The organism is Sphingobacterium sp. DR205, from assembly GCF_011064245.1.
Taxonomy (GTDB): Bacteria; Bacteroidota; Bacteroidia; order Sphingobacteriales; family Sphingobacteriaceae; genus Sphingobacterium; species Sphingobacterium athyrii.
The window spans coordinates 4,280,416-4,302,307 of record NZ_CP049333.1; the positions used below are offsets into that span (position 1 = coordinate 4,280,416).

The window sequence follows — 21,892 nt, forward strand, 5'->3', positions numbered from 1 at the left end:
TATATAATTATTTTAATGTAAAAAAATTAGTCGAAAAATGGTCTGAAATAGTCTTCATTTGCTTCAGTTGCTGTGCTCCAACGACCGGTGTTTCCCAACTGTCGAACGATCCAAGGAGGCTAAGTACGTCACCCTTAAATTCAATTTTCGATCGCGTTTCCTGTGCAAGATTAACGGGAGTTTTAAAGTCGATTTTAACCGTTCGGTAATTATCGTTCAATCCTGTTTCGATCTTAATAATCTTGGTTGTACCGTCCTCTGCCAGACCTTTTAGTGAAGTGAAAATATAACTTGTGTGCCACATCCATGAGATATTTGTCATACCTGTCATAGCGGACAGTTCACCAGAGGTTATACTAAGATTGTCGTTAAGTTCACTATCTACGCCGATACCGAACTCGATTGCTGTATAGGTTTCAATAGGCAGGTTTTGTAAGTCTATCTGCTCCCGTTTTCTGGCGGGGTAGGTATAAGCTCCATCCTGAATAGCAATGTCCTTAGTTTCCTCGATCAGGTAATAAGAGTTTGGGATTTCGATCCATTCACCATTCTGTTTTTGTAATCGAATATTGCTTACCCAATATCTAAAACTATTAAATGTATAGGTCTTGCCATCAATGTCGAAAGCCTTATCAAGCGCAAAATCCTCGTTGCCTACGACATTGTCAAATTCGATGGAAAGATTTCCACCAACTACTTCCACAAGTTCTGTGTCCTTAGAACAAGATGCCATCATTGTCAATAATGCGATAGAAAAAAAACTCTTTTTGATCATTTGTTTATTGTATTGTGTATAATTAATTTTATTTGGATGTACGATATAGATGTTCCACCTGCTCCCAGTTTACAATCTCCCACCATTTATCGACATAGTCGGCCCGCTTATTCTGATAGTTCAGATAATAAGCATGTTCCCACACATCGAGTCCCAAGATTGGAGTACCTTTGAATGGCGACACATTCATTAAAGGATTGTCCTGATTGGGTGTCGAACCAATTTTTAATTGATTGCCGTCTTTTACCAGCCATGCCCATCCCGAGCCAAACTGTCCTAATGCGGCTTTAGAAAATTGTTCTTTAAACGAGTCGAAAGATCCAAAACTGCTTCTAATCGCTTGGTCAAGCTGTCCTGTTGGTACATTGTTGTCTGTTGGTTTACGGAGAATAGACCAGAACAGTTCGTGGTTAAATGCTCCTCCCGCATTATTGCGGAGCTTCGTAGAATAGTTCGATATACGGGAAAACAAATCCTTTACATGAGCTGCCGATACGTTTTCCGAAATAATGGCTTCGTTCGCACTGGTGATATATGTCCCGTAGTGACGCACATAGTGTATTTCCATAGTAGCCGTGTCGATGACAGGCTCCAGTTCATTATAGGAATAGTTCAGGCTTGCCTTCTCAAATTTGAATTTGCTAGTTACCTTCGATCCTAGCGTACTATCTGCAAATGTCTTATTGGTTAACAATAAACCGGTAGCCAGTGTTAAACTACCTCTAACAAAATCTCTTCTATTTGTTGTTTTCATGATAAATGGATTTTAGTTCCTAATTCGTTCTTGCATCTTCCTGTCTTAAATATTCCAGTATAGACTTTGCTTCCTGTTCATTTAGGCCAACACTGACCATCATACTTTCGAAGTCGTCTTTTATGGCAAGTGCATCTGGATCCTTATCAAACATTTCCTGTGTATTTAATAGCAGATTCAGTATCCATTCCGGTGTTCTTTTCTTCGTTACACCTTTCAAAGCTGGGCCAAGCTTGTTTTCGCTGTATTCATGACACATCGTACACTTCACGATGAAAAGTTTATTTCCTTCATCTGCAACAGTCTGGTCAAATTCAGGTTGTGTAAATGACGTTATAGGTCCGATCCCTTTATTGCCTTCTTTAAGGTAATCGTGGACGACCATTTCTTTAGGTTGGTCTGCTTTTGTCTCCGGTGGAGCTGTTGAACTGTTTGTCTTCGGACTGTTGTTGCACGCAATAGCCGTAACGAGAAGACCAACGGCTAATATTATATTTAATCTTTTCATATATCTGTTTATTTTACTGGTGAAATTAAAAGGAGAATGATACATGGGTCATAAAACGATTTTCAGCCTTTATACGTCCATCTGCGAGATTTTGATTGATCGGAGTCTGAAAATTTCCACCAATAGAGATTGCCCCGATATTGATTTCAACACCTGCAATTCCCATCGTGGAATGTCCACCAGACTGGGTAACGTCAAAGCGGTTATAAAGCAGATCTTTTGGCTGTGTTTCATATAGCACACCTGCATTTGGAGAAATACGTACTTTGTTCTTTATATTGAACTTATAGTATCCCAGTGCATTAATTGTTAATTTGTTGGCATAGCGATAATCATGCTTGTTTTCTGTATTGATCTTATACGTTGCATTGACGTTGAGTCCGGCATCCATCAAACGAATGTCGTAAGCCGCATTGATCATAAAATCTGTACTCGCCGTTCCTAATTGGAAGTTATTCGGAGCGCCCATCTCTGCACTGGATTGTTCGCTGGTATCATATTTACCGGTAGGCGCCTTGATTCCTACCCCCACCCATAAGGACTGCATAAGAATTTTGTTCTTTCCTGTCGTACGGACATCATCCAGAAGTTTGTAATGCCCCATAACAACAATATCGCCAAGCCCGTTCTTCTTTCCGGTTTCCAAGCTGTTGTTACCAATGGTCCGTTCATTAAAACTATACGGAATTATCGCCATTACCCGCCAACGTTCTCCGAAATTCCATGCGCCCCAAAGTTCCATCGTACGATAGGTTTCATTCGTTGAATTCGGTGTACGGATACCGTTAGGGCCGAGGTGGGTCTGTAGTCTATTCTGTTGGTATCGTAAACCGACAAAACGTTTGTTGAAGTTCGGTAAGATGCCCAAGTAGTAGCTTCCGACACCACAGCCGCAGACATCACAGGCTACTGACATGGGTATGTTTGCAAAAAGTGCGACAACGGAAAAAATCGATAGTATTATTCTCTTTCTCATATTCTAATAGCTAATTGACTATAAAATCAGACCCGAATGGTTCTGAAAGTAACTTGTTCGACAAAAAGGCAGGGTCTTCCAGTGTTTTCAGAAATGCCATTAAATCTGTTTTTTCATCCTCGGTCATGGCAATGCCCAATGTGCCGTTAGATTGACGGAACAGTGGATCCAATGTCGGTGAATCTACCATATCATGGCGATAATGGTCGAGCATACGGCTAACGGTCAGATAGCGTCCGTCGTGTGTATAAGGCGCGGTAAAGGAAAGGTTCCTTAAAGAGGGTACCTTGAATCTGTATTCGTCCTTTACGTTACCCGTTACGATAGCTCTTCCTTTGTCATTACTTCTATTGGGACGTATACCATTGTTACGATAACTAAGATCCGTGAACAAGGGTTCTTTGTGGCAGTTCGCACAGTTATTCTGGAAAAACAGATAACCCCGTTTTTCCGATTCTGAAAAAGAAGCACCTTTTTCCTTACGCATCACTTTGTCGTATTTGGAATCACTACTGGTAGCCATGAGCATAAATTGCGACAAGGCCCTAAAAAACAACACATCTGTAATCTCCTCCGTACCGAAAGCTTTCTTGAACAGCGCAGGATATTCCGGACGTGCCCTTAATTTGAGCAGGATGTTGGGTACCGTCTCGTCCATCTCCACCTCACTATGGATAGCATTTACCCCTGACAAGTCGAGATCAAATACACCGCCATCCCAAAAGAACTCATTGTGCCAGGCCAAGTTCATAATCGGCATGGGATTACGTGTCCCAAGCCGGTCATCAATCCCGTGACTTACGTCATGGCCGTGGTGTGTAAATCCAGCTCCTTGTATATGACAGCTCCCACAGGCGATTGTATTGTTTCGCGAAAGCCTTGGTTCATAAAATAATTTTTTCCCTAATTCAAAACCATCCTTTGTCACCGGATTTCTGGTGAGGTCATAGGCAGGTTTCGGAAAATTGGAAGGCTGTACAAACCCAAAGAATATCTCTTCGTCCTCCAAGATGTCATTTCCTTTTTTGCAGGCCCATATCAGGGCAAGAATCGTGGTAATAACTATTATTTTCTTCATCTCTTCCTTGTTTTATTAATTCGAGGAAAGCTCCTCTTCACTTCGCACATAGTTTTCGGTATGATCATGCGTAAACAGAACGCCAAAATTACCTGCGATATTCCCACTATCCTCTTTATTGAACATGACGTTAGGTTTATCTGCTATACTCAACTTATACGGGCCATTAAAGATCTGCATCAGGTCGACCATCAAATGGACATTGCTCCTTAAGTCTGCTCTCACATGCGCCAAATGGTCTCCACTAGTTTTGGTCAGGTCAACTGTAATGATTTTGATATTGTTCATTGCTTCCGGATCATCAAAGGGGTAACCAAAACCTCCGATATGATATTTGAATTGTTTATTACCAGTAGGGTCACCTTGCTGATCATCGGATACCACGTCACTATTCCCTTCCAGTTTGAAGAAGATATAACCCTGGCTCCATGTCCAGAACATACCCGCATGGCCTTCTCCCGGATTGAAGGAAAGCACCCCCGTTCTTCGTTCCATAGGCATCATGTTTCTTTCCTGATCGACGCCGATCATAAACTCAATTTTGGTGTAATCGCCCTCAGGCACCTTGACCTTGGTAAAGCGGGTCGTTCTATCCGATCCATTCACCATAAAATAGCTGTCGTCCTGCGGAACGGTATAACTACTTCCATCGGCTTTGTAAAGCTTGATATTGCTGATGTAGTACATCAGGATACGTATACTGAATTGCTCGCCTTTTGCATTTCGGTACAGATAGTTAGGGTCGATATATAATCGGTCTTCCCCAACGATATGGTCAAACTCAATAGAGAAATCGCCCATTTTAGTTTCGTCAATAATATCGTCATCCTTTTTACAGGCCGATAGGAGAAAGCAAAATGCTATAAGTGCGGTCGCCATATTCTTCCAGTTTCTTTTTATCATTTTATATTTCATATCAATTATTTAAAAGGACTTGAAAATTCCCTGTTTTTTAAAAATGTCTCATCGGTCAACGCATTCAGAAAAGACTTAATGTCCTCGACTTCTTTGTCTGTCATGGGTATGCCGGCCCGGTCATTGTTCTGGTATAATACCGAAGCTGTAACAGGGGTATCTTTAATATCGAAACGATAATGATTTAGTACCTCATCTATCGTTTTAAACCGTCCATCATGCATATAGGGTGCGCTCACCATCACATTACGCAGCGTGGGGGTTTTGAAAGCACCCAAATCCAGTGGATTGTAGGTAATACGGTATCTGCCCCAATAAATTCCCTCATGCGATCCGTCCGAAAAATCATCGTCTATCCCATTATTGTGGAAATCATTATCCGTAAATAATTCCCCTGCGTGGCAAGAGCCACACTTTTGGCGAACCAGATTCAGTCCGCGAAGCTGGTCGGCAGATAGTGCGTCCAGCTGCTCTCCCCGACGGTATAAGTCGTATGGAGCATCTGCCGAGATCAACATCCGCTGGAATTGCGATAGCGCCATAGCTGTTCGATGCTCGCTTGGCAGTTCCCCAAATGCTTTGTGAAATAGCTCCACATAAGTAGCATCTGCCCGCAACCGTTCCACCAGCACGGGTAGGTACATACCCATCTCATCTGCATGTGTCAGCGGACCAAATGCCTGCGACTCCAGATTGGTCGACCCGCCATCCCAAAAAAGGCCCTTGTCTGTCCACGCAAGATTGATCAACGTAGGTGAGTGCCGCTCCAGAGGCTTACCCGATACACCGGCTGTGGTAATAGCCACTCCATCGGAAAAGCCTTTGCTTTGGTGGTGACAACTTGCACAGGAAACCTGCTTGTTGGCAGACAGAATCGGGTCGTAGAAGAGTCTCCGGCCCAATTCAGCTCCCGTTTTGGTCAGAGGATTTGAGGGCAGACCCGTTTTGGGATCAATAGCGGATTCCACTGCTTTGGGAAAAAATACAGGCTGACGAAAGGCAAAAGGAATCTCCTCCTCGCCGGTAATGGGTAGGTCATCATCCTTTGAACAGGATAATACGCCGAACAACCCCACCAAAAGGACGAAGACTCCAGTGATATGTTTACTTCTTAGCTTTACAGACATTAATTTGCTTCCACAGAAACCGAACCCGCTTCTTTGAATGTTAACGATTTACTTAAGAAAGTATCGCGAAAAGCTATCATCAGTTCTTTTTTACTTTGGCTGATGCTGTTGTTGGTCCATGGCTGATCGGTAGCTGATAGCAATTCTTTGACATTCACGTCCAAAGTGATTTTTGCCGAGTTTTGAGCATCAACTTTCAATAGTGTAGCCAGTTCTATCGTTTTTTCAGCGCCGTCAAACAGTTCGTTGGAACCTGTTTCCCACGACATTGCCTTCGAAGTTGGTGCACCGTCTGCCCAATGTATAGTACCGGCCAGGGTCAAGAATTTGTAACTCGTGAACCACATCCAGCCATCGCTGACACCCATTCCGTTCAGCGAACCTAGTTCCCCTGCGGTCAGGGTAATATTATCATTGTATTTTTGATCTACACCAATAGAAAATTTAATGGCCTTGTATTCGCCAAAAGGGATCTCCTTGATCATCACTTCTTCGCGCTTGGTAGCCGGATACTTCTCTCCATTGACCAAATGTGGTACAACTATTTCGTTAGTTTCTTCCACCAGATAGTAGGAATCCGGTATGGCATGTTCTTTATTATCTTTATCAACCAGTTTGACATTGCTTACCCAGTAACGGAGACGGTTAAACTCGAAATCTAGATCATAAGTCCCACTGGCGTTGACGAGTTGATAGGGATATCTTTTATTCAATTCAAAATCTGACTCACCGTACCGGGCATCAAAGGTCAGGGCCAGAGATCCTGCCTGATCCGCGTAGACAATTTTTTCAACTTCTTTAATTTCAGTTTTTTCACAGGATGTGAACATCAGCGCAGCCAAAGCTGCAAAAAATAGGTTTTGCTTATTCATTTTTCTAATTATTGTAGCAATTGATTCGTTTTTTATCTGACCTCAACAGGAAATTCCAGTTCTTCCTGTGATACCTTTTCTCCACCTTTGAACAGATTCACTTTAATCTTCCAATGACCTTTCATCGTAAAATTGATCATTCCGCTATAGTGTCCATCACCTTTGCTTGTGGCGGCTTTATTATTCGGAGAGCCATGCCCCATATCGGGCATAAAAGGTTCTATCTCGACCGTATAGTTATCCAATGGCGGAAAATGGTTGTGATCCATCTTGTGAAGCGTGAAGTCAATAGGTTGGGTACCTGTCTTTGCCTCATCAGGTAACAATAGACTAACGAACACACGACCGTCATCTTTAGTGCCTACGGGAATAGTCCGTGCAGGCGTCGCCTCTGAGACGGGCAAGAGAAAAGAGAGCGTATCTTTTTTATTAAGTACGGCATTCAACATCCAGCCTTTACCCATATCATTCATGTTGGCCATAATAAAGACAACTTCGGCTTTGTATAATCCATTACCCAGATCGACTGGTGGGTAATATGGCCCACCATGCGACACCATTCCCATGTCCATGACGACATCGTAGTCAAGATGGGCGTCCGTCGTGGGATCTCCATCGAGGTCGGTGACCTGAATATAAATTGTTTCGTTTTTGCTCGTTAGGCTATCTTGCACAAATACGCTAACCTTGTTCTGCGCTAAGGTCGTATCCGCAATCTTAGTCAAGGTGGTTACGTCCACCATGGCACCTGCCGTGTCGACAGGATTTTTTTCGTCGGTTTGCGTGTTATTTCCGCACCCGGTTAAACTGTATACCAAAGCCATAGACGCAATGCCTAATAGCATGGATACTTTTACAAAGTAAACTGATTTCATTCTCGATTTTATTCAATGCCAAAATCGCTATGTTGACAGCCATCAGGATAATGCACCTTAGGTCAACATAGCACAAGTAATTTTATGTGAATCAACTAGGCTTTGAATCGAGGTGGGCGGAAGTTGTTTTTAAAATGTATAAAGCTGTAGTAAGCGTTATAATAAGTTACATAGGTGTTTTTCACGCAGATCGACATTTGCTCCGGCATTATAATGAAATCCTGCATCAGGCATATGAAAGTCTCGTATTTTACATTTTGTGGAAGGTCTTTTTCAGAAGATTTCTCGTCGAGTGCTTTGAGCTTTTTCATGAGCACACATTGACCATTGCAATGCATTTCAGGTCGGGCTCTATTTTCGCAAAGATTTGCTGCAATAAAAGATCGGTTACTTTCAAACCACACAAATACACCCATGCTTCCCAGGCATTGGTAGGCAAGCACAATAAGGAGTAAGAAAGATACGATCTTTTTCAATTTGGTTTAAACGTTTACAGTTGTGTCAATAATTTCCGGATATCTACTATTGCTTTTTTTGTATCTTCTTCATTCGTACCGTCGTAAACACCCCTAACATGCCCTTTGGTATCTACCAATGTAAATGCGCCGCTATGGTCAAATCCTCCGGGGACATCGGGGTTCTCCTCTGCATAAGAAAAATAACCTTCTTTACCTGCAATCTTATAAACGGCATTCTGAGGGCCATTTAAGAACCTCCAATTCAATGGCGCTCCAACTTTTTTTGCATAATCCCGAAGAACAGTTGGCGTATCATGTTTATCGTCAATGGTATGGGATAAAATAACGAACCGTTTTTCATGCTCAAATTCTTTTGCTATAATCAGCATGTTTTTGGCGAGCAATGGGCATATCGTTGGACAACGGGTAAAGAAAAAATCTGCCAGATATATTTTATCAGCAACATCCTCATTGGAAACCCACACGCTGTCCTGATCCACAAAACGGAATGCAGGTATAGTGTGATATATTGTGTCGTTAGCTTTTTTACCATCTTTTTCCACCAAAACAATTTCCTTCTCACCCATAATAGGAAGATCGTCTTTGTCCTTGTTTTGGTTAATGCAAGAATGAAAGACAGAAATACTAAAAAGCAAAAGCGATGCTCTAAGAAATTTAAAAGACTGCATATATTTTTTCCCTTATATCAGATTATACCAATAATTGCACACAAAGTTACCACTCTATATATTCCCGAGCATAAACATAAGCGTGCCATTGATTTAGGTTTTCGTGCATAAGTAGCTTCAACCAACCTATGTTAAATATATATACAAGCGATATTTTACCTTTTGAAGACGGATTGCCTGTGGAGGGATGTTCCGGTAGGGCATTTCATTAGCCAACCTTCTTGCAGGCAACAAAATGTTTTGAAATTCAATCTGTGAGAAAAAAGGCCTTCGAAATAATCTAAACCACGGTTTATACCTAATATACCGGTATAAGCAAAAGTCCTCAAGCATAGACCTTGCTACATTTGAATTACAATTTAAAAAGAATCACCAATATCATTATTGGTCAATAACTATAATACCAGTTACACGGATGTTCTCCGAGCAGAACGATTGCTATTAGAGTCAAAATTGAATGCTACAAACGATGCGTTACAAGAATGGATGAGTGTGGTGAAACTTTACAGGGCTTTAGGAGGTAGCTGGAACGAAATGAAAACAATTGAATGATGGCCGTATCAATTTAATAAACGGCGATATGTGCTATAACATCAGCACAACGTACCACATCCATTTCCTGTAATTAGGTATCTTTGTAAGTATAAACGGTATTAATTTAACGAGTGATGAGAAAGAATACTGTAAAGGATATCAAAGGCCCTGCCGACTTTAATAAGGAATATTTAAAGCATAATCATGTTTCTATGTGTGAGACATTGGAGATGCATAGTGAATCTGAAAATAATTTTTGTATTGTTGGAACACTCGAACAGATAAAAGGTGCTCAAAAAAGAATTCAGTTTGAAGCCGCACGAAAAAAGTTTTTCACTATTGTATTGGTGACAGCTGGTTCGATAAAGGAAAAGATAGGATTTACTGGATATGAATTTGGTCCTAATACTTTATATTTTGTTCCGGAAAATCAACTTCATACTATTGAGCATTGGAGCCGTGATGTGAAAGGATTTCATTGCATTTTTGATGTTGACTATTTTTTATTGTGCCTTAAAAATCAGGTAAAACTCAATGATTATCCTTTTTTTCAGCCCGATGGCAATATCAGCCTGAAATTATTCGAAGCATAGGTAGGTATTTTTACAGAACTTTTTAAAAAAATTAAGTACGAATATTGTTCACGCCGAAATCATAATGATGATTTGATGGTAAGACTCTATCTGAACATATTTCTACTCGAAGCGGAGCGTCTTCATGTTCACCATTCGGAGATTAGTAGAAGTGGTGTTCCACGTCGGGAGCTTCTTGTAGCAAATTTCCAGAAACTGGTTTCAAAAAACTACAAGGAAAAGCGGCAAGTTAGTGATTATGCCGCCTTGCTTTATGTCAGCCCTCATTATCTCAATGATACGGTGAAGGAGTTCACAGGAAGTGCTGCTAGTGATTTTATCCATGACAACCTGATTTCAGAAGCAAAGTCGTTACTAATACAAACCGAACTATCGATAACCCAGGTTGCCTATGAGCTCAATTATAGCGATCAATCTTATTTCTGTAGATTTTTCAAATCTAAAGTCGGTACAAGTGCTAAAAAATATCGGGAACTTCATACTACACTTAGCTAAGTTAGTACAAAAGAATTACAGTTTAATATAAATTATAACGAAATGAACAGAAGACTATTTATAAAAAACGGATCATTGGCAGTTTTGTCGATCTCAGTTACTTCTGTATTTTTAAAAAGCAATGCTATGGAAAAAAGCAATCAAAAATTATACGATACAATTATTATAGGGGGTAGTTACTCAGGACTTGCTTCTGCCATGACACTAGGACGTTCTTTAAGGAATGTCTTGGTAATTGATAGTGGGAATCCCTGCAATAAACAGACGCCACATTCGCAGAATTTTTTAACAAGAGATGGTATGCCTCCTGGAAAAATTGCTGAGATTGCAAAGGAAGAAGTATCCAACTATCCGAGCATTGAATTTCACAAAGGCTTGGCAGCAAATGGCAAAAGAATATCTGAAGGTTTTCAAATAACGACTTCGGACGGTCAATCATTTAAAGGCAAGATATTAATTTTTGCTACTGGAATAATAGATATCATGCACGACATAACTGGGTTTTCAGAATGCTGGGGTAAATCTGTAATACATTGTCCATACTGTCACGGGTATGAATTCAAAGGCAAGAAAACAGCCGTATTAGCTGATGGAGATAAGGTTATGCACTTCGTTTCATTAATTAAAAATTTGACGGATGACGTTACATTAATAACTTCTGGTAAATCCTCCATGCAAATGGACAGCATAGCTAAACTTAATAGAAACGGCATAAACGTAATCCAGAAGAAGATTTCTGAAATTGGACATAATAATGGGTATGTTAATCAACTTATTTTTTCTGACGGCGCAAGAGAAAGTTTTGATGCAGTATATGCTCCCCTACCATTCCGACAACATTGCAGCATACCACAAGAATTAGGTTGTGAAATGACAGAAACGGGACTTGTCAAAATAGATTCCTCACAAAAGACGAGTGTAGATGGTATATATGCTGTAGGAGATAACTCCAGTCCGTTACGCGCTGTCTCATTAGCCGTCTCATCTGGAAATATTGCAGGGTTTCGGGTAAATTCTGAATTGGCCCATGATATATTGTTATAATTGAACTCACCATCATATCTCTGGGTACGTATAAAATTTCTGAAAAAAATAATATTTAAAGATGATTATTGGTCCTTCCGGTGTGTACGGAGATCTAACCACGAGAATGGCATTGCCCCTTATAATAGTACAGTAGCAGTAACAAGTAACAGCGAGGTTTTAAGTGTCGGGCAATCTGAAGATGAGGTTATCCAGCAGTTATTCCAGCAATTCCGGTTTGCAGCAAAATTAGTGGGTGAAAAGCACCTTTCAGCATCGGTTGCAGGTCAGATGCGGCTGGCAGCTATTACCTTTTTAACATGAACATGAAACCAAATATGACAGGTCATTCACGGCCGCACGTAAGAATCAACAGAGCCTTACTGCTTTGATCGGCAAAGATACCAGATGGGCATGACTACGTGACAATTCATATCTGCTTATCAAAATGGTATTTTTTCATGATATCTTGGTAGTTAGCAACACAGGCTCCCTATCTATCTTTGCACAATGTAACATCTATAGATTTTATGATATTATAAATGGGTGGAGCGTACAGTTAAATAGTAGAAGATATGAAAAAAATGATTTTTGGTATTGCATTGAGTTTGATCGCAATATCGTCTTATGGACAGAAAAAAAAAGTAGATCAGTCAAGTGTCCAATTGATAAGGAATGCAACTGTGGTTTTAAATTATGGTGGTAAGGAATTTCTCATTGATCCGATGCTGGCAGAAAAGGGTGCCTATCCTGGTTTTGAAGGAACCGCTAATTCGCATTTGCGCAATCCCATGGTTGAATTGCCTGTTTCAGCAGAAAGCCTTCTTAATTCTGATGCTGTCATTGTGACGCACACACATCCGGATCACTGGGATGAAGCCGCCATAAAAATGCTACCAAAAGGAAAGACAGTCTACGCCCAGGACCAACAGGATGCTGAAGTGATCATGTCTCAGGGATTTAAGGACGTCCGAATTCTAACAGATAGCTCTCGTTATGAGAATATCAGCTTACAAAAAACCTTTGCGCAGCACGGATCGGATGCTGCCTTTGCAAACCCGCAGATGGCAGAGATACTGGGACACGCCTCGGGAGTTTTTTTCAGCCAACGCGGACAGAAATCTGTATATTTTGCAGGAGATGCCATTTGGACAAAAGATTTCGAATCAAATCTAAAAAAACTAAATCCTGATGTAGTAGTTCTTAATACAGGCTATGCACAGGTAAATGGTTTCGGTGCCATTATAATGGGTAAAGAAGATGTGAGTAAGGTGCACCAAGTATTGCCAGATGCCACAATAATTGCGGTACATATGGAAGCAATTAACCATTGTATCCTTACCCGGAAAGAACTTCTGGATTATGTGAAACAGATGGGGATAGCTGACAAAGTGATCATTCCACAGGATGGGCAGGTAATTAACTTTTAAATAGTATACTATTATGAATTTAACGGATAATAAAAAATTGGTTCGTAATTTTTATAACCTGTTGGAACAAGAGAATTATAGTGCTGTAGCGGAACTCTGCCATCCTGAATTTGTATTTTATTTTCAGGTTGACAATCCAATTCTGGGTGCGGAGGGATTTGTAGCTTCAGAAAAAGCAAATTTTGATGCTTTTAAAGGTTTTACTATGCAAATCCACGAAATGATTGCGGAAAATGATAAGGTAGCTGCTTATATGATATTTGAGGGGAGCCATACCGGCAAAGTACTTTACGGTATAGAGCCAACGGGCAAAAGGATCAGATTTTCGTTATCTATGCTGCTTACCATCAGAGATGGGAAGATCTATGAAAAGCGTGCACACTTTGATGTCGCTGATATAAAGGCACAGCTTATACGATAGCTTTATTACAGCTACATCTGTTATGATTAAGGTGACAAAGATAGCTTCCTTAGCTGGGAAATGATGGATTATTCCGCCTTTGCTGAGTCCGCATTTCTTTGCCAACGCATCAAAGAGACCAGTCCGTAACTTATTAACGTTCAAAAGAAATAACCAAAAAAATACGGGTAAGACGGAAATTTTCCGCCTTACTTTTTGCTTATTTAACCAAAGTAGCTAAACTAATGTCTATCATTTCGCATCTTTGTACTTATTAAAACAGAAGTTATCGTTTTTTTTAGCATTATCTAGTAACACAGACAACAAGCAGGTATCCGAAGCAATTAATGTGGTTGCTTTTTTGGTAGATGCCCCCACACCTGGCGAATTTTTGACAGGCAGCGTGAAAGGAGCTATCTTTATACTGATAAAACGCGGAAAGGAAATTGTGTGATTTCAGTTTTATTTTAATAATCAAAGAAAGAAATAGTTGAAAACAATAAAATTTAACAAGACAGAATGTGGGGTAGATTTTCTGCTCAACGTACTTCCTTCTGATGAAGTCGGTGAAGCATATATTAGTCAAAAATTGTTTAATACAGATTATTTTGAAATCATTTTTATCAAGAAAGGGAGCGGTCAGCTTACACTTAACTACCAAAAAATAAATATCGAGGACAATAGTATTATATTTATTTCCCCTTTTCAAAAACGTCAATGGAATCTTAATGAAGATAACCTGGAATTTACGTCCTTGGTTTTTCAAGAAGATTTTCTAAATGAGTTTTTCTCCGACAAACTGTTTACCTACCGTTTATCTTATTTCTACCAGTTGGAATTTCCATTAAATATGCAGATTGAGAAAGAAAACATGGATATGTACTGTGTTTTGTTATCAGAAATTAAAGTAGAATTACGGAAAACCAGAATAGACAGTGTGCATATCATCCGTTCCCTAATCTATTACCTTTTACAGAAGTTGAACAGAGTGTATGCCGAAAAGCATCAATTATCATTACAAAATCAAGACACAAGTTATGCATTTCAATTCAAAAAACTGATTGAAACAAATATCGAACATAAACAGCGAATCAGCGATTATACAGATCTAATGGGCATCAGTCGTATTACCCTAAATAAGGCGGTAAAAGAGCAGTTCAATCTGACAGCAACAGATTTGTTAAAGCAAAGATTGCTGGTAGAAATCAAAGATTACCTCATCCATTCTGAATTGACCATTTCGGAAATAGCCTACAAACTCAATATTTCGGAACCCAACCATCTAATGCGTTTTTTTAAGAAGCAAACTGGGATGACAACAACTGAATTTTTAGCCGATTATCAAAATGGTATCATTTCTTAATGATTTGGTATAATCGGTCATAACGGTGTTTGCTAATTTTGTCATACAAAAAATAAATGATTATGAGCAAAAAAGCATTGATTGTCATCGACATCCAGAATGAATATTTTGAAAACGGAGCACTTCCATTGGTAAACCCTGAAATGGCAAGTCTAAATGCCCGCAAGGTTTTGGACCATTTCAGAGCAAACAATTTACCCATTGCACACATCCAACACGTATCGGCTGATCCCGAAGCATTGCCGATTTTTGTTGAAGGAACTCCCGGTGTAGAAATCCAGGAAAATGTGAAGCCACTTGCTCGGGAGAAAGTTTTTCAAAAGTATTATCCAAATAGCTTTAGAGACACAGGGCTTTTAGACTATTTAAAGGAAAATGACGTAACCGAAGTGGTTATTACCGGAATGATGACTCATATGTGTGTGGACGCCACCACACGTGCGGCATTTGACTTCGGTTATAAATGTACGGTTATCGGCGATACTTGTGCGTCAAGAGACTTGGAAATTAACGGTAAAACGGTAAAAGCCGATGATGTGCACCACGCATTTTTAGCAGCATTAGCGTTTTTCTATGCGGAGATAAAGAGTACCGAAGATTATCTATCTGCATAACAGAATAAGGAGGATGTATCAAAAGTACTTTTGACGATTTCGTGCCAAATAAAATTTCGACACCACATTCGATTTAAATGAAAAAGGGCTAAAAACTCATCAAGACGTTGGCCCTTTTTATGCTATTTCGATAATATATAATACAGCCCCTTTTATTTTATTGATCTAGCAGACTTTTCAATTCCAATTCTTGATGGTCGTAAATGTCCTCTTGAAGTTGGAAAATGCCACCAGTCAATAAATACAGATCTTTTACACCATACTCCTTGCAACGCTTGGCAAACGCAAACAATTCTTCTTCCATCATCCTGTCATAAAGGATAATAGTCTTGCCCGCATATTTGGCTATTTTTTCCTTATTCAGAGTAGCCAATGGCATATTTATGGCATTTCTCAGGTGTCCTACATTTTTATAAAAAACCTTATCCGTGCCGTCAAATTCCGTTTCAGGTCTAACATCAATGATAATTGTATTACTGTTTTGATTGGACAATTTCAGTAATTCTTCGGGCAAAATCATTCGATATTTTGTTTCCAAAAATGCTCTCTCAATGCTGGTATAAGAACTAATTATATTTTGAAGCCCGAAAACCAGAACACTTGTTTGGTAGCCTTGCTCAATTAAATAGTTTGCCGCAATAGGACTTTGATTTCCATCATTATCGAACAGCAAAATGGTTTTGCTTTTGTCCAATAATTTCAAATTATGTTGTAGCTTATCGTAGGGAATATGAAGCGCTGATTTGATTTTTCCAAATGAGTTTTCACGCTCCGCTTTGGCTATTCCTAAGTACAAGCTATCGGGTCTGATATCGATTATCTGGAATTTTTCGTTGTTGAGGGCTTTGGTAAATACGACTGGAGGAACCAATGCATATTTAAGGTTACTCGTATAATATTTGCTTCTATAAGGCATTTCGCTTTCAGAAAGAGAATTAAAATACGATAAGCCCCCATTAATATTAACCACATTCACAAAAGAACTATCTGCCAATCGCTTGGCTAGGTACCTCGACCTTTTGCTATGACTGCAATATAGGTAAATCGTATCATTTTTATACTTTTGATATTCGGGGTAATATTTTTCAAAATCACCAAAATCCGTTTCTATTGCACCTTTTATTTTTCCTTGATTAAATGCTGGTAATTTTCCGTTATCGGTTCTTTCGCCGTCAGATCTTATATCGAAATAAACAAGCTTCGGATTAAGTTCCAGCCGTTTAAAAAAATTGCTCCAGGAAATGGTTTGATAGCGAACGTTATCCGATTTAAAGTCTTGTGCGTGACTAAAAACATTAAACAGCGATAACACAAAGGCAAAAGTGATTTTTTTCATTTTTTATTAATTGTAAATTATTGTGATTGTTATCTATCGCCGTTAGAAAAGCAAAAAGCTAACGAAACCGCCAAAGCTGTTTTCATTATGTTTCTCTGGACCATAATAATCGATATTAGAACCCAATCCAAAAGAAAATTCGTTATAACTTAAGCCGGCACGAGCCATCAAATAACTTCTGGTTTGCATCTCGATGATGGTATTGTATTCATATAAAGCCTGAAGTCGTGAATAGAAACGCCATTTGTCATTAATCTTTGACTTATACTCAGCTAAAACTAGGCCTTCAACATTAGTGTCTTTAGAAAAATCTATTCTCGAATTAACAACAAACAACCAAGTGGGGTTGGCTACCGTATAAATTATGCCGGTTATGGGGCGCATACCTTTCACAGGCGTTACATGAAAACCTCCCGCAAGTTTTAAGCCTTTCAAAACTTCATAAGTCAGGCTAGCTTGTGTCATGTAGTCGTTGATTTGATCATTATCCCATTCACCCACCAAGGACGTTACGCTAAAAAAGCCCAATCTGGGAATACTCTTGAATTTTTTATCAATAATCATTTGAAAAGCCAGTCCTCTGTTGCTGCCTAATAATTCTGTATTAATTGGAGGGCTTAATACCGGAATTTCTGCTTTTTCTTGCGAAAACGTATTTCCACTTATGACTAAAAGCAGTACTATAAAAACATAACTAATTTTTGTTAAGAACTTCATTGTTCAGAAATTTACTTGTTTGGATTTTTTTTTAAGAAGTTCACTTCAACTAAAGCAACTTACGGCGATCTGAAATTCAATTTATAATTATATTCCTACCTCCTATTGGGTCGTACCAAAATTTCTTACAAAGTTACCACTCTATATATTTCTGACATCTACATAAGCGTGCTATTGATTTAGGTTTTCGTGCACATTGTGATTTCTAGATGATATCTTGAGAAGCTATAGTGCTTGTTTGGCCGGGATTTCAAAACAAATCCTGATCTGGAAAGCCAGGGATATCAATATGATGGTATTCTTGAATCGGGAAATGAAATACCTACTGGAGGAATGATGCATACCGCTGGTAAAAAGCCGGAATATGCTGTTTTTTATGTATTTGTTGATGATGCTGAGAAAGAAATAAAAATAGCGCTAGAAAATGGCGGCGCACTTGTCAGGGGACCTGTGACTGATGACTCTAACATTACTTTTGCGCGTTCATAAGACAATTCAGGTCATCAATTTGGCATTTTTTCTGTAAAGAAATAATCTCTTATCGTACTTATCAAGAGCCTGCCTTTTTACGATAGCAGTTTTTTTAATGCCTTTTAGGGTAATTAACATGCCTCATATCATGAAGTACATTATCCCCCATTATTTTGTACATTTATGTAAGTTTAACCCGTTGGAGTTTTTAGCCTATGTATCAGGAAACGAAAGATAGATTTACAACAATGATTGATTTTTTTAATTCAATCATTCCGTTAAAGCAAGAGGAAAAGGAATTGATCCGCCAATACTTCCATTTGCGTTCCTATAAGAAACGTATGTTTGTACTTCAGGAAGGAGATGTGTGCCAGCATCTCAATTTTGTACTTTGCGGTTGTCTCCGTATGTATAAAGATGATGAAAATGGCAGTCCGCATATCCTGCTTTTTGCTACCGAAGGTTCGTGGATCAATGATCTGGACAGTTATTACCAAGAAAAAAAATCGTTGCTGAACATTGATGTTTTGGAAAATGCAGAATTACTCCAAATCAGTCGCCAGGACATTGTAAAACTGTATCTCAACGCACCAAAATTTGACAGGATTTTTAGAATTCTCACCGAGAAAAACCTCGTTCTCCTACAAAACCGAATGTTGGAAAATATCAGTTTGTCGGCTGAGGACCGTTATTACAATTTTCTCTCCAATCATCCAGACCTTATCAATAGAATACCTCAGGTACATATAGCATCCTATCTCGGTGTCTCAGCGGAGTTTATCAGTCGTTTAAGGAGCCGAAGGGCTAGAAATCCTTTAATGGGAAATTGACCTAGATCAATATTGTTTCTTGATCTGGTTCTGCGAAGGATGATTACTTGTGTCCGTAAATTTGCATAGTAAAGTAAAGATAATTTTATTATGGAAATTGTTAATATAAGTAAGCTGATAAAAACCCTGAATCCCGTAAATGGATGTACTGCGGGGTGCGTATATTGCTATGCACGAAAAATTAACAACAGGTTTAAAATCACCGCTGATTTTGAAATCCCTGAGTTCAGCCCGCTTCGTTTAAAACAGATCAGGCAAACCACAAAATCCCAAACCTACTTCATGACAAGTATGAGCGATTTCTCCGATTGGCAGGAAGAGTGGAGAACAATTGTTTTTGATTACATCAAAGATTTTCCGCAGCACGATTTTATATTTCTTACAAAATTCCCAGAGCGGATTCATTTCCAGACCGACCTTCAAAATGTATGGATCGGTGCTACTATTACGGCAAAGAATGAAAAACGCAGGATTGATTCATTGAGAAGCAATATCAAATCAAAAAATTATTTTCTCACATTCGAGCCATTGCTAAATGATCTTGGAGAGCTTGACCTGCACGATATCAAATGGATTGTTATCGGGCCTGAAACCGGGAACAGGAAAGGTAAGATTACGGTTAAAAAAGAATGGGTAGACAACATTATGAGACAGGTCGATCAGCAAAATGTTTCAGTGTTTATGAAAGACAGTCTCGCACCTATTGTAAATCCAGATGACATGCGACAGAAATTACCCTTTAATGATCGGGTTGAAAATAAAGAAGGAGAGCTGCAGATTTCGTTTAATTTCCAATAGCTAAACCGAGATGAATGTATCTAATATTAACCAGGATCAATATTAAATATTGATTTAGGTCAAGTAATATTAATCCAATTCGTTAGTAAATTAGGTAGAATTAAATTTTATGCTATTTGGATATCATTTGAATGGCCGGAATCGACTTTTATTTCAGGTAATGCGGATTAAAAAGAACACCGGTTTTAAGAAAAACAGATCTTAAAAGAAATATTAAGTAAGAAATAGACTGAACCTTACATTTTATAAGCAGCATAATGAAAACAAAAAGAAATATTGCTGGCTGGTTTGAGATTTATGTAGAAGATATGCAGCGTGCGATGGATTTTTACCTGTATGTTTTCGATGATGTAAACTTCATTGACCTTTCAAAAGGCGACAATCAGATGCAGATGTTTGAATGGGAAGATCACTTCCCCGGAGCAGGCGGGGCATTGGTAAAGATGCAGTTCAATAAACCTTCACCAATTGGAACTATTATCTACTTTAACTGTGACGACTGTGCTGTACAAGAAGCCAGAGCCCGAAAAAAGGGTGTGGAGATTTTAGCTTCTAAAACACAACTTCCCCACTTCGGCTTTTCAGCGCTCCTGAAAGACAGCGAAAATAACACGATTGGGTTATATTCACTTAAATAGAAATAATTTAGTAAAACACATTTAAATAAATTGATATGAAACTACAACAAATCAGGAATGCAACGATGGTTGTCAATTATGGAGGTAAGAAATTTTTAATTGACCCTATGCTAGCCGATAAAGGCACATTACCTGCATTTCCACATCCGGCAAGCGGTGATGAGCGTGATAACCCTTTAGTAGAACTTCCAGTATCAATAGATGAACTGGTTAAAGATCTGGATGCAGTTTTTTTAAGTCACCTGCATTATGACCATTACGATGACGCGGCAAAGAAATTCCTGCCCAAACATATAAAAATTTATGTCCAGGATAATACAGATAAAAAAGAAGTGGAATCTGCTGGATTTACAAATGTTGAAGTCCTTATCGATGGTATTGAGATTGACGGAATTCAACTGTTTAAGACCCGGGCACAGCACGGATTTGGCGAAACATTAAAATTGGCAGGAAATGTTCATGGATTTGTTATGAAGCATGGCTCAGAAAAAACAATATACTTTGTTACCGATTCAGTATGGTATGAAGGCGTGCAGCAGGAACTCGAAAGACACCGTCCTGACGTTGTAGTTGTGAACGGCGGTGACAATCAATTCGTCGGCGGCGGCCCGCTGATTATGGGCAAGGAAGATATTAAAAAAGTACATGAGACTGCTCCGGATGCAACGTTGGTGGTAAGCCATATGGAGGGTGTAAACCATAATACCTTATCCAGAAAAGAATTAAAGCAGTTTCTAGCAGACGAGAATATTTCGGATAAAGTACTTGTTCCAGACGACGGACAGCACTATGAGTTTTAAAGTTTGGAATACAGTTTTGAAACTATAAACTGTCATTATAAAATCTATCCGCTATTCATTGAGAATAACGGATAGTACTTATATTGGGAGGAAAACAGTTATTATAATTTCACTAAATTTTGCTTTTCGAACTTTACTATCATCTCATTCACTTCATATCTGATCTCTGTAGGATCTACATTATTAGGGTCTGCAAGTTATTGTCCGTCTTTCCGAAATTCTTCGAGTTGCCAGGAGTGTCCTTTATTAAAATTTGCTTGCATATTCAAGGCAACTCTACTTTCAGGTCTATTTCTGAGCTATCCAAATAGTTTGCTTATTGCAATTTCTCCCGTCCTAAAATTGGATCAAAAAATAAATTTAAGTACCTTAAAAGAGAACTATAAACACTTAAATATGAGCACAACAGAAGTCTTTTTCTCAAACGTAGCAGTTACCGTAATTGGCGGTTTGATCCTGGCAATAATCCTATCAGCAAAAAATCATTGGAAAGAGTTTCTTTCGGATTTGAAGTTGTCTATTATGATTTCTCTTTCTTTATTATCAAATGAAATAAGAACATTTCTTCTTTCCGAAAGCTTTATCTCCGTCTTTAATCCCGTTTCCAAGATTATTATGGCATGGACAGTACGTTTATCACAGGCAATCTGTGGTGCAGTTATGGTTATCGGTTTTTTACTACATGCAAACCCTTATTATACTGTTTTATTGGGAATATCTATTGTAGTAGCTGTTGAAGTCCCTTACCGAATGCTTATGAGTGACCTGAAAAAAGCAGCTTTTTAATCAATAGCATCCTATTTTAAGAGTTTACTGATTAACG

At 39.0% G+C, this 21,892-nt stretch carries 27 protein-coding genes; 14 read left to right on the forward strand and 13 right to left on the reverse strand.

Features of this window, described 5'->3' with window-relative positions; genetic code table 11:
• Positions 1-7 precede the first annotated feature (7 nt).
• The 11 genes from G6053_RS18575 to G6053_RS18625 all read right to left on the reverse strand — a co-directional run bounded on the left by G6053_RS18575 (position 8) and on the right by G6053_RS18625 (position 9,027).
• Entirely contained in the window at positions 8-775 is a 768-nt protein-coding gene (locus tag G6053_RS18575; protein WP_165307825.1) for an MbnP family protein, read from the reverse strand.
• Positions 776-803: 28 nt separating this feature from the next.
• Positions 804-1,529 carry a superoxide dismutase gene (locus G6053_RS18580; RefSeq protein WP_121126629.1) on the reverse strand — a complete coding sequence of 242 codons (726 nt, stop codon included), beginning with the start codon at positions 1,527-1,529 and terminating at the stop codon, positions 804-806.
• A 19-nt stretch (positions 1,530-1,548) separates the two neighbouring features.
• Positions 1,549-2,037 carry a cytochrome c gene (locus G6053_RS18585; RefSeq protein WP_241254764.1) on the reverse strand — a complete coding sequence of 163 codons (489 nt, stop codon included), beginning with the start codon at positions 2,035-2,037 and terminating at the stop codon, positions 1,549-1,551.
• A gap of 25 nt (positions 2,038-2,062) precedes the next feature.
• Entirely contained in the window at positions 2,063-3,013 is a 951-nt protein-coding gene (locus G6053_RS18590; RefSeq protein WP_165307827.1) for a transporter, read from the reverse strand.
• 10 nt (positions 3,014-3,023) lie between these two features.
• On the reverse strand, positions 3,024-4,091 hold the full coding sequence (locus G6053_RS18595; protein WP_121126627.1) for a cytochrome c peroxidase: 1,068 nt from the start codon (positions 4,089-4,091) through the stop codon (positions 3,024-3,026).
• 15 nt (positions 4,092-4,106) lie between these two features.
• A complete protein-coding gene (locus G6053_RS18600) occupies positions 4,107-5,006 on the reverse strand; it encodes an MbnP family protein (RefSeq protein ID WP_241254765.1) in 900 nt (299 codons plus the stop codon).
• Positions 5,007-5,011: 5 nt separating this feature from the next.
• Entirely contained in the window at positions 5,012-6,133 is a 1,122-nt protein-coding gene (locus G6053_RS18605) for a cytochrome c peroxidase (RefSeq protein ID WP_121126626.1), read from the reverse strand.
• The gene (locus tag G6053_RS18610; RefSeq protein ID WP_121126625.1) at positions 6,133-7,005 is read right to left on the reverse strand and encodes an MbnP family protein; all 873 of its coding nucleotides are present in this window, start codon (positions 7,003-7,005) and stop codon (positions 6,133-6,135) included. Before G6053_RS18610 ends, G6053_RS18605 begins: the two co-directional genes overlap by 1 nt.
• A 32-nt stretch (positions 7,006-7,037) precedes the next feature.
• Positions 7,038-7,880 carry a FixH family protein gene (locus tag G6053_RS18615; RefSeq protein ID WP_165307829.1) on the reverse strand — a complete coding sequence of 281 codons (843 nt, stop codon included), beginning with the start codon at positions 7,878-7,880 and terminating at the stop codon, positions 7,038-7,040.
• Between the two features lie 95 nt (positions 7,881-7,975).
• Positions 7,976-8,356: a hypothetical protein gene (locus tag G6053_RS18620; protein WP_147430527.1), complete on the reverse strand. Its 381-nt coding sequence runs from the start codon at positions 8,354-8,356 to the stop codon at positions 7,976-7,978.
• A gap of 14 nt (positions 8,357-8,370) precedes the next feature.
• A complete protein-coding gene (locus G6053_RS18625) occupies positions 8,371-9,027 on the reverse strand; it encodes an SCO family protein (protein ID WP_165307831.1) in 657 nt (218 codons plus the stop codon).
• A 668-nt stretch (positions 9,028-9,695) separates the two neighbouring features.
• On the opposite strand from G6053_RS18625, the gene G6053_RS18630 reads away from it, so the two are divergent.
• The 8 genes from G6053_RS18630 (at position 9,696) to G6053_RS18670 (ending at position 15,479) form a co-directional block, all read left to right on the forward strand.
• Complete coding sequence (locus tag G6053_RS18630; protein WP_165307833.1) at positions 9,696-10,154, forward strand: AraC family ligand binding domain-containing protein; 459 nt, start codon at positions 9,696-9,698, stop codon at positions 10,152-10,154.
• Between the two features lie 75 nt (positions 10,155-10,229).
• Positions 10,230-10,649, forward strand: coding sequence for a helix-turn-helix transcriptional regulator (locus G6053_RS18635; RefSeq protein ID WP_165307834.1), 420 nt, complete (start codon positions 10,230-10,232; stop codon positions 10,647-10,649).
• Positions 10,650-10,691: 42 nt separating this feature from the next.
• Entirely contained in the window at positions 10,692-11,693 is a 1,002-nt protein-coding gene (locus G6053_RS18640) for an NAD(P)/FAD-dependent oxidoreductase (protein ID WP_121126619.1), read from the forward strand.
• On the forward strand, positions 11,694-11,996 hold the full coding sequence (locus G6053_RS18645; protein WP_165307836.1) for a hypothetical protein: 303 nt from the start codon (positions 11,694-11,696) through the stop codon (positions 11,994-11,996).
• Between the two features lie 251 nt (positions 11,997-12,247).
• Entirely contained in the window at positions 12,248-13,102 is an 855-nt protein-coding gene (locus G6053_RS18650) for an MBL fold metallo-hydrolase (RefSeq protein ID WP_206531770.1), read from the forward strand.
• 13 nt (positions 13,103-13,115) lie between these two features.
• Positions 13,116-13,523: an ester cyclase gene (locus G6053_RS18655; protein ID WP_121126617.1), complete on the forward strand. Its 408-nt coding sequence runs from the start codon at positions 13,116-13,118 to the stop codon at positions 13,521-13,523.
• A 469-nt stretch (positions 13,524-13,992) separates the two neighbouring features.
• The gene (locus G6053_RS18665; protein ID WP_121126614.1) at positions 13,993-14,865 is read left to right on the forward strand and encodes an AraC family transcriptional regulator; all 873 of its coding nucleotides are present in this window, start codon (positions 13,993-13,995) and stop codon (positions 14,863-14,865) included.
• 62 nt (positions 14,866-14,927) lie between these two features.
• Positions 14,928-15,479: a cysteine hydrolase family protein gene (locus G6053_RS18670; RefSeq protein WP_165307840.1), complete on the forward strand. Its 552-nt coding sequence runs from the start codon at positions 14,928-14,930 to the stop codon at positions 15,477-15,479.
• A gap of 157 nt (positions 15,480-15,636) precedes the next feature.
• Here the strand turns inward: G6053_RS18670 and G6053_RS18675 are convergent, their stop codons facing one another.
• Positions 15,637-16,815, reverse strand: a complete 1,179-nt coding sequence (locus G6053_RS18675) for a rhodanese-like domain-containing protein (RefSeq protein WP_121126612.1) — start codon at positions 16,813-16,815, stop codon at positions 15,637-15,639.
• A gap of 42 nt (positions 16,816-16,857) precedes the next feature.
• Positions 16,858-17,532 carry a hypothetical protein gene (locus G6053_RS18680; RefSeq protein ID WP_165305117.1) on the reverse strand — a complete coding sequence of 225 codons (675 nt, stop codon included), beginning with the start codon at positions 17,530-17,532 and terminating at the stop codon, positions 16,858-16,860.
• 234 nt (positions 17,533-17,766) lie between these two features.
• On the opposite strand from G6053_RS18680, the gene G6053_RS18685 reads away from it, so the two are divergent.
• From G6053_RS18685 to G6053_RS18710, 6 genes are all read left to right on the forward strand, one after another.
• Positions 17,767-18,021, forward strand: coding sequence for a hypothetical protein (locus tag G6053_RS18685; protein WP_121126610.1), 255 nt, complete (start codon positions 17,767-17,769; stop codon positions 18,019-18,021).
• A 230-nt stretch (positions 18,022-18,251) separates the two neighbouring features.
• Entirely contained in the window at positions 18,252-18,833 is a 582-nt protein-coding gene (locus G6053_RS18690; RefSeq protein ID WP_206531771.1) for a Crp/Fnr family transcriptional regulator, read from the forward strand.
• Between the two features lie 90 nt (positions 18,834-18,923).
• Positions 18,924-19,631 (forward strand): DUF5131 family protein, encoded by a 708-nt coding sequence (locus G6053_RS18695; RefSeq protein ID WP_165307842.1) that lies wholly within the window; start codon positions 18,924-18,926, stop codon positions 19,629-19,631.
• Between the two features lie 257 nt (positions 19,632-19,888).
• On the forward strand, positions 19,889-20,269 hold the full coding sequence (locus G6053_RS18700) for a VOC family protein (RefSeq protein WP_121126607.1): 381 nt from the start codon (positions 19,889-19,891) through the stop codon (positions 20,267-20,269).
• A gap of 35 nt (positions 20,270-20,304) precedes the next feature.
• Positions 20,305-21,069, forward strand: coding sequence for an MBL fold metallo-hydrolase (locus tag G6053_RS18705; RefSeq protein ID WP_121126606.1), 765 nt, complete (start codon positions 20,305-20,307; stop codon positions 21,067-21,069).
• A 396-nt stretch (positions 21,070-21,465) separates the two neighbouring features.
• Positions 21,466-21,855: a hypothetical protein gene (locus G6053_RS18710; protein WP_165307844.1), complete on the forward strand. Its 390-nt coding sequence runs from the start codon at positions 21,466-21,468 to the stop codon at positions 21,853-21,855.
• The last annotated feature ends 37 nt before the right edge of the window (positions 21,856-21,892 follow it).

Excerpts from the sequence above, each read along its gene's own strand:
- G6053_RS18575 (WP_165307825.1), bottom strand. The coding sequence starts at position 775 with ATGATCAAAAAGAGTTTTTTTTCTATCGCATTATTGACAATGATGGCA.
- G6053_RS18580 (WP_121126629.1), bottom strand. The coding sequence starts at position 1,529 with ATGAAAACAACAAATAGAAGAGATTTTGTTAGAGGTAGTTTAACACTG.
- G6053_RS18585 (WP_241254764.1), bottom strand. The coding sequence starts at position 2,037 with ATGAAAAGATTAAATATAATATTAGCCGTTGGTCTTCTCGTTACGGCT.
- G6053_RS18590 (WP_165307827.1), bottom strand. The coding sequence starts at position 3,013 with ATGAGAAAGAGAATAATACTATCGATTTTTTCCGTTGTCGCACTTTTT.
- G6053_RS18595 (WP_121126627.1), bottom strand. The coding sequence starts at position 4,091 with ATGAAGAAAATAATAGTTATTACCACGATTCTTGCCCTGATATGGGCC.
- G6053_RS18600 (WP_241254765.1), bottom strand. The coding sequence starts at position 5,006 with ATGAAATATAAAATGATAAAAAGAAACTGGAAGAATATGGCGACCGCA.
- G6053_RS18605 (WP_121126626.1), bottom strand. The coding sequence starts at position 6,133 with ATGTCTGTAAAGCTAAGAAGTAAACATATCACTGGAGTCTTCGTCCTT.
- G6053_RS18610 (WP_121126625.1), bottom strand. The coding sequence starts at position 7,005 with ATGAATAAGCAAAACCTATTTTTTGCAGCTTTGGCTGCGCTGATGTTC.
- G6053_RS18615 (WP_165307829.1), bottom strand. The coding sequence starts at position 7,880 with ATGAAATCAGTTTACTTTGTAAAAGTATCCATGCTATTAGGCATTGCG.
- G6053_RS18625 (WP_165307831.1), bottom strand. The coding sequence starts at position 9,027 with ATGCAGTCTTTTAAATTTCTTAGAGCATCGCTTTTGCTTTTTAGTATT.
- G6053_RS18630 (WP_165307833.1), top strand. The coding sequence starts at position 9,696 with ATGAGAAAGAATACTGTAAAGGATATCAAAGGCCCTGCCGACTTTAAT.
- G6053_RS18635 (WP_165307834.1), top strand. The coding sequence starts at position 10,230 with ATGGTAAGACTCTATCTGAACATATTTCTACTCGAAGCGGAGCGTCTT.
- G6053_RS18640 (WP_121126619.1), top strand. The coding sequence starts at position 10,692 with ATGAACAGAAGACTATTTATAAAAAACGGATCATTGGCAGTTTTGTCG.
- G6053_RS18650 (WP_206531770.1), top strand. The coding sequence starts at position 12,248 with ATGAAAAAAATGATTTTTGGTATTGCATTGAGTTTGATCGCAATATCG.
- G6053_RS18655 (WP_121126617.1), top strand. The coding sequence starts at position 13,116 with ATGAATTTAACGGATAATAAAAAATTGGTTCGTAATTTTTATAACCTG.
- G6053_RS18670 (WP_165307840.1), top strand. The coding sequence starts at position 14,928 with ATGAGCAAAAAAGCATTGATTGTCATCGACATCCAGAATGAATATTTT.
- G6053_RS18675 (WP_121126612.1), bottom strand. The coding sequence starts at position 16,815 with ATGAAAAAAATCACTTTTGCCTTTGTGTTATCGCTGTTTAATGTTTTT.
- G6053_RS18680 (WP_165305117.1), bottom strand. The coding sequence starts at position 17,532 with ATGAAGTTCTTAACAAAAATTAGTTATGTTTTTATAGTACTGCTTTTA.
- G6053_RS18690 (WP_206531771.1), top strand. The coding sequence starts at position 18,252 with ATGATTGATTTTTTTAATTCAATCATTCCGTTAAAGCAAGAGGAAAAG.
- G6053_RS18695 (WP_165307842.1), top strand. The coding sequence starts at position 18,924 with ATGGAAATTGTTAATATAAGTAAGCTGATAAAAACCCTGAATCCCGTA.
- G6053_RS18700 (WP_121126607.1), top strand. The coding sequence starts at position 19,889 with ATGAAAACAAAAAGAAATATTGCTGGCTGGTTTGAGATTTATGTAGAA.
- G6053_RS18705 (WP_121126606.1), top strand. The coding sequence starts at position 20,305 with ATGAAACTACAACAAATCAGGAATGCAACGATGGTTGTCAATTATGGA.
- G6053_RS18710 (WP_165307844.1), top strand. The coding sequence starts at position 21,466 with ATGAGCACAACAGAAGTCTTTTTCTCAAACGTAGCAGTTACCGTAATT.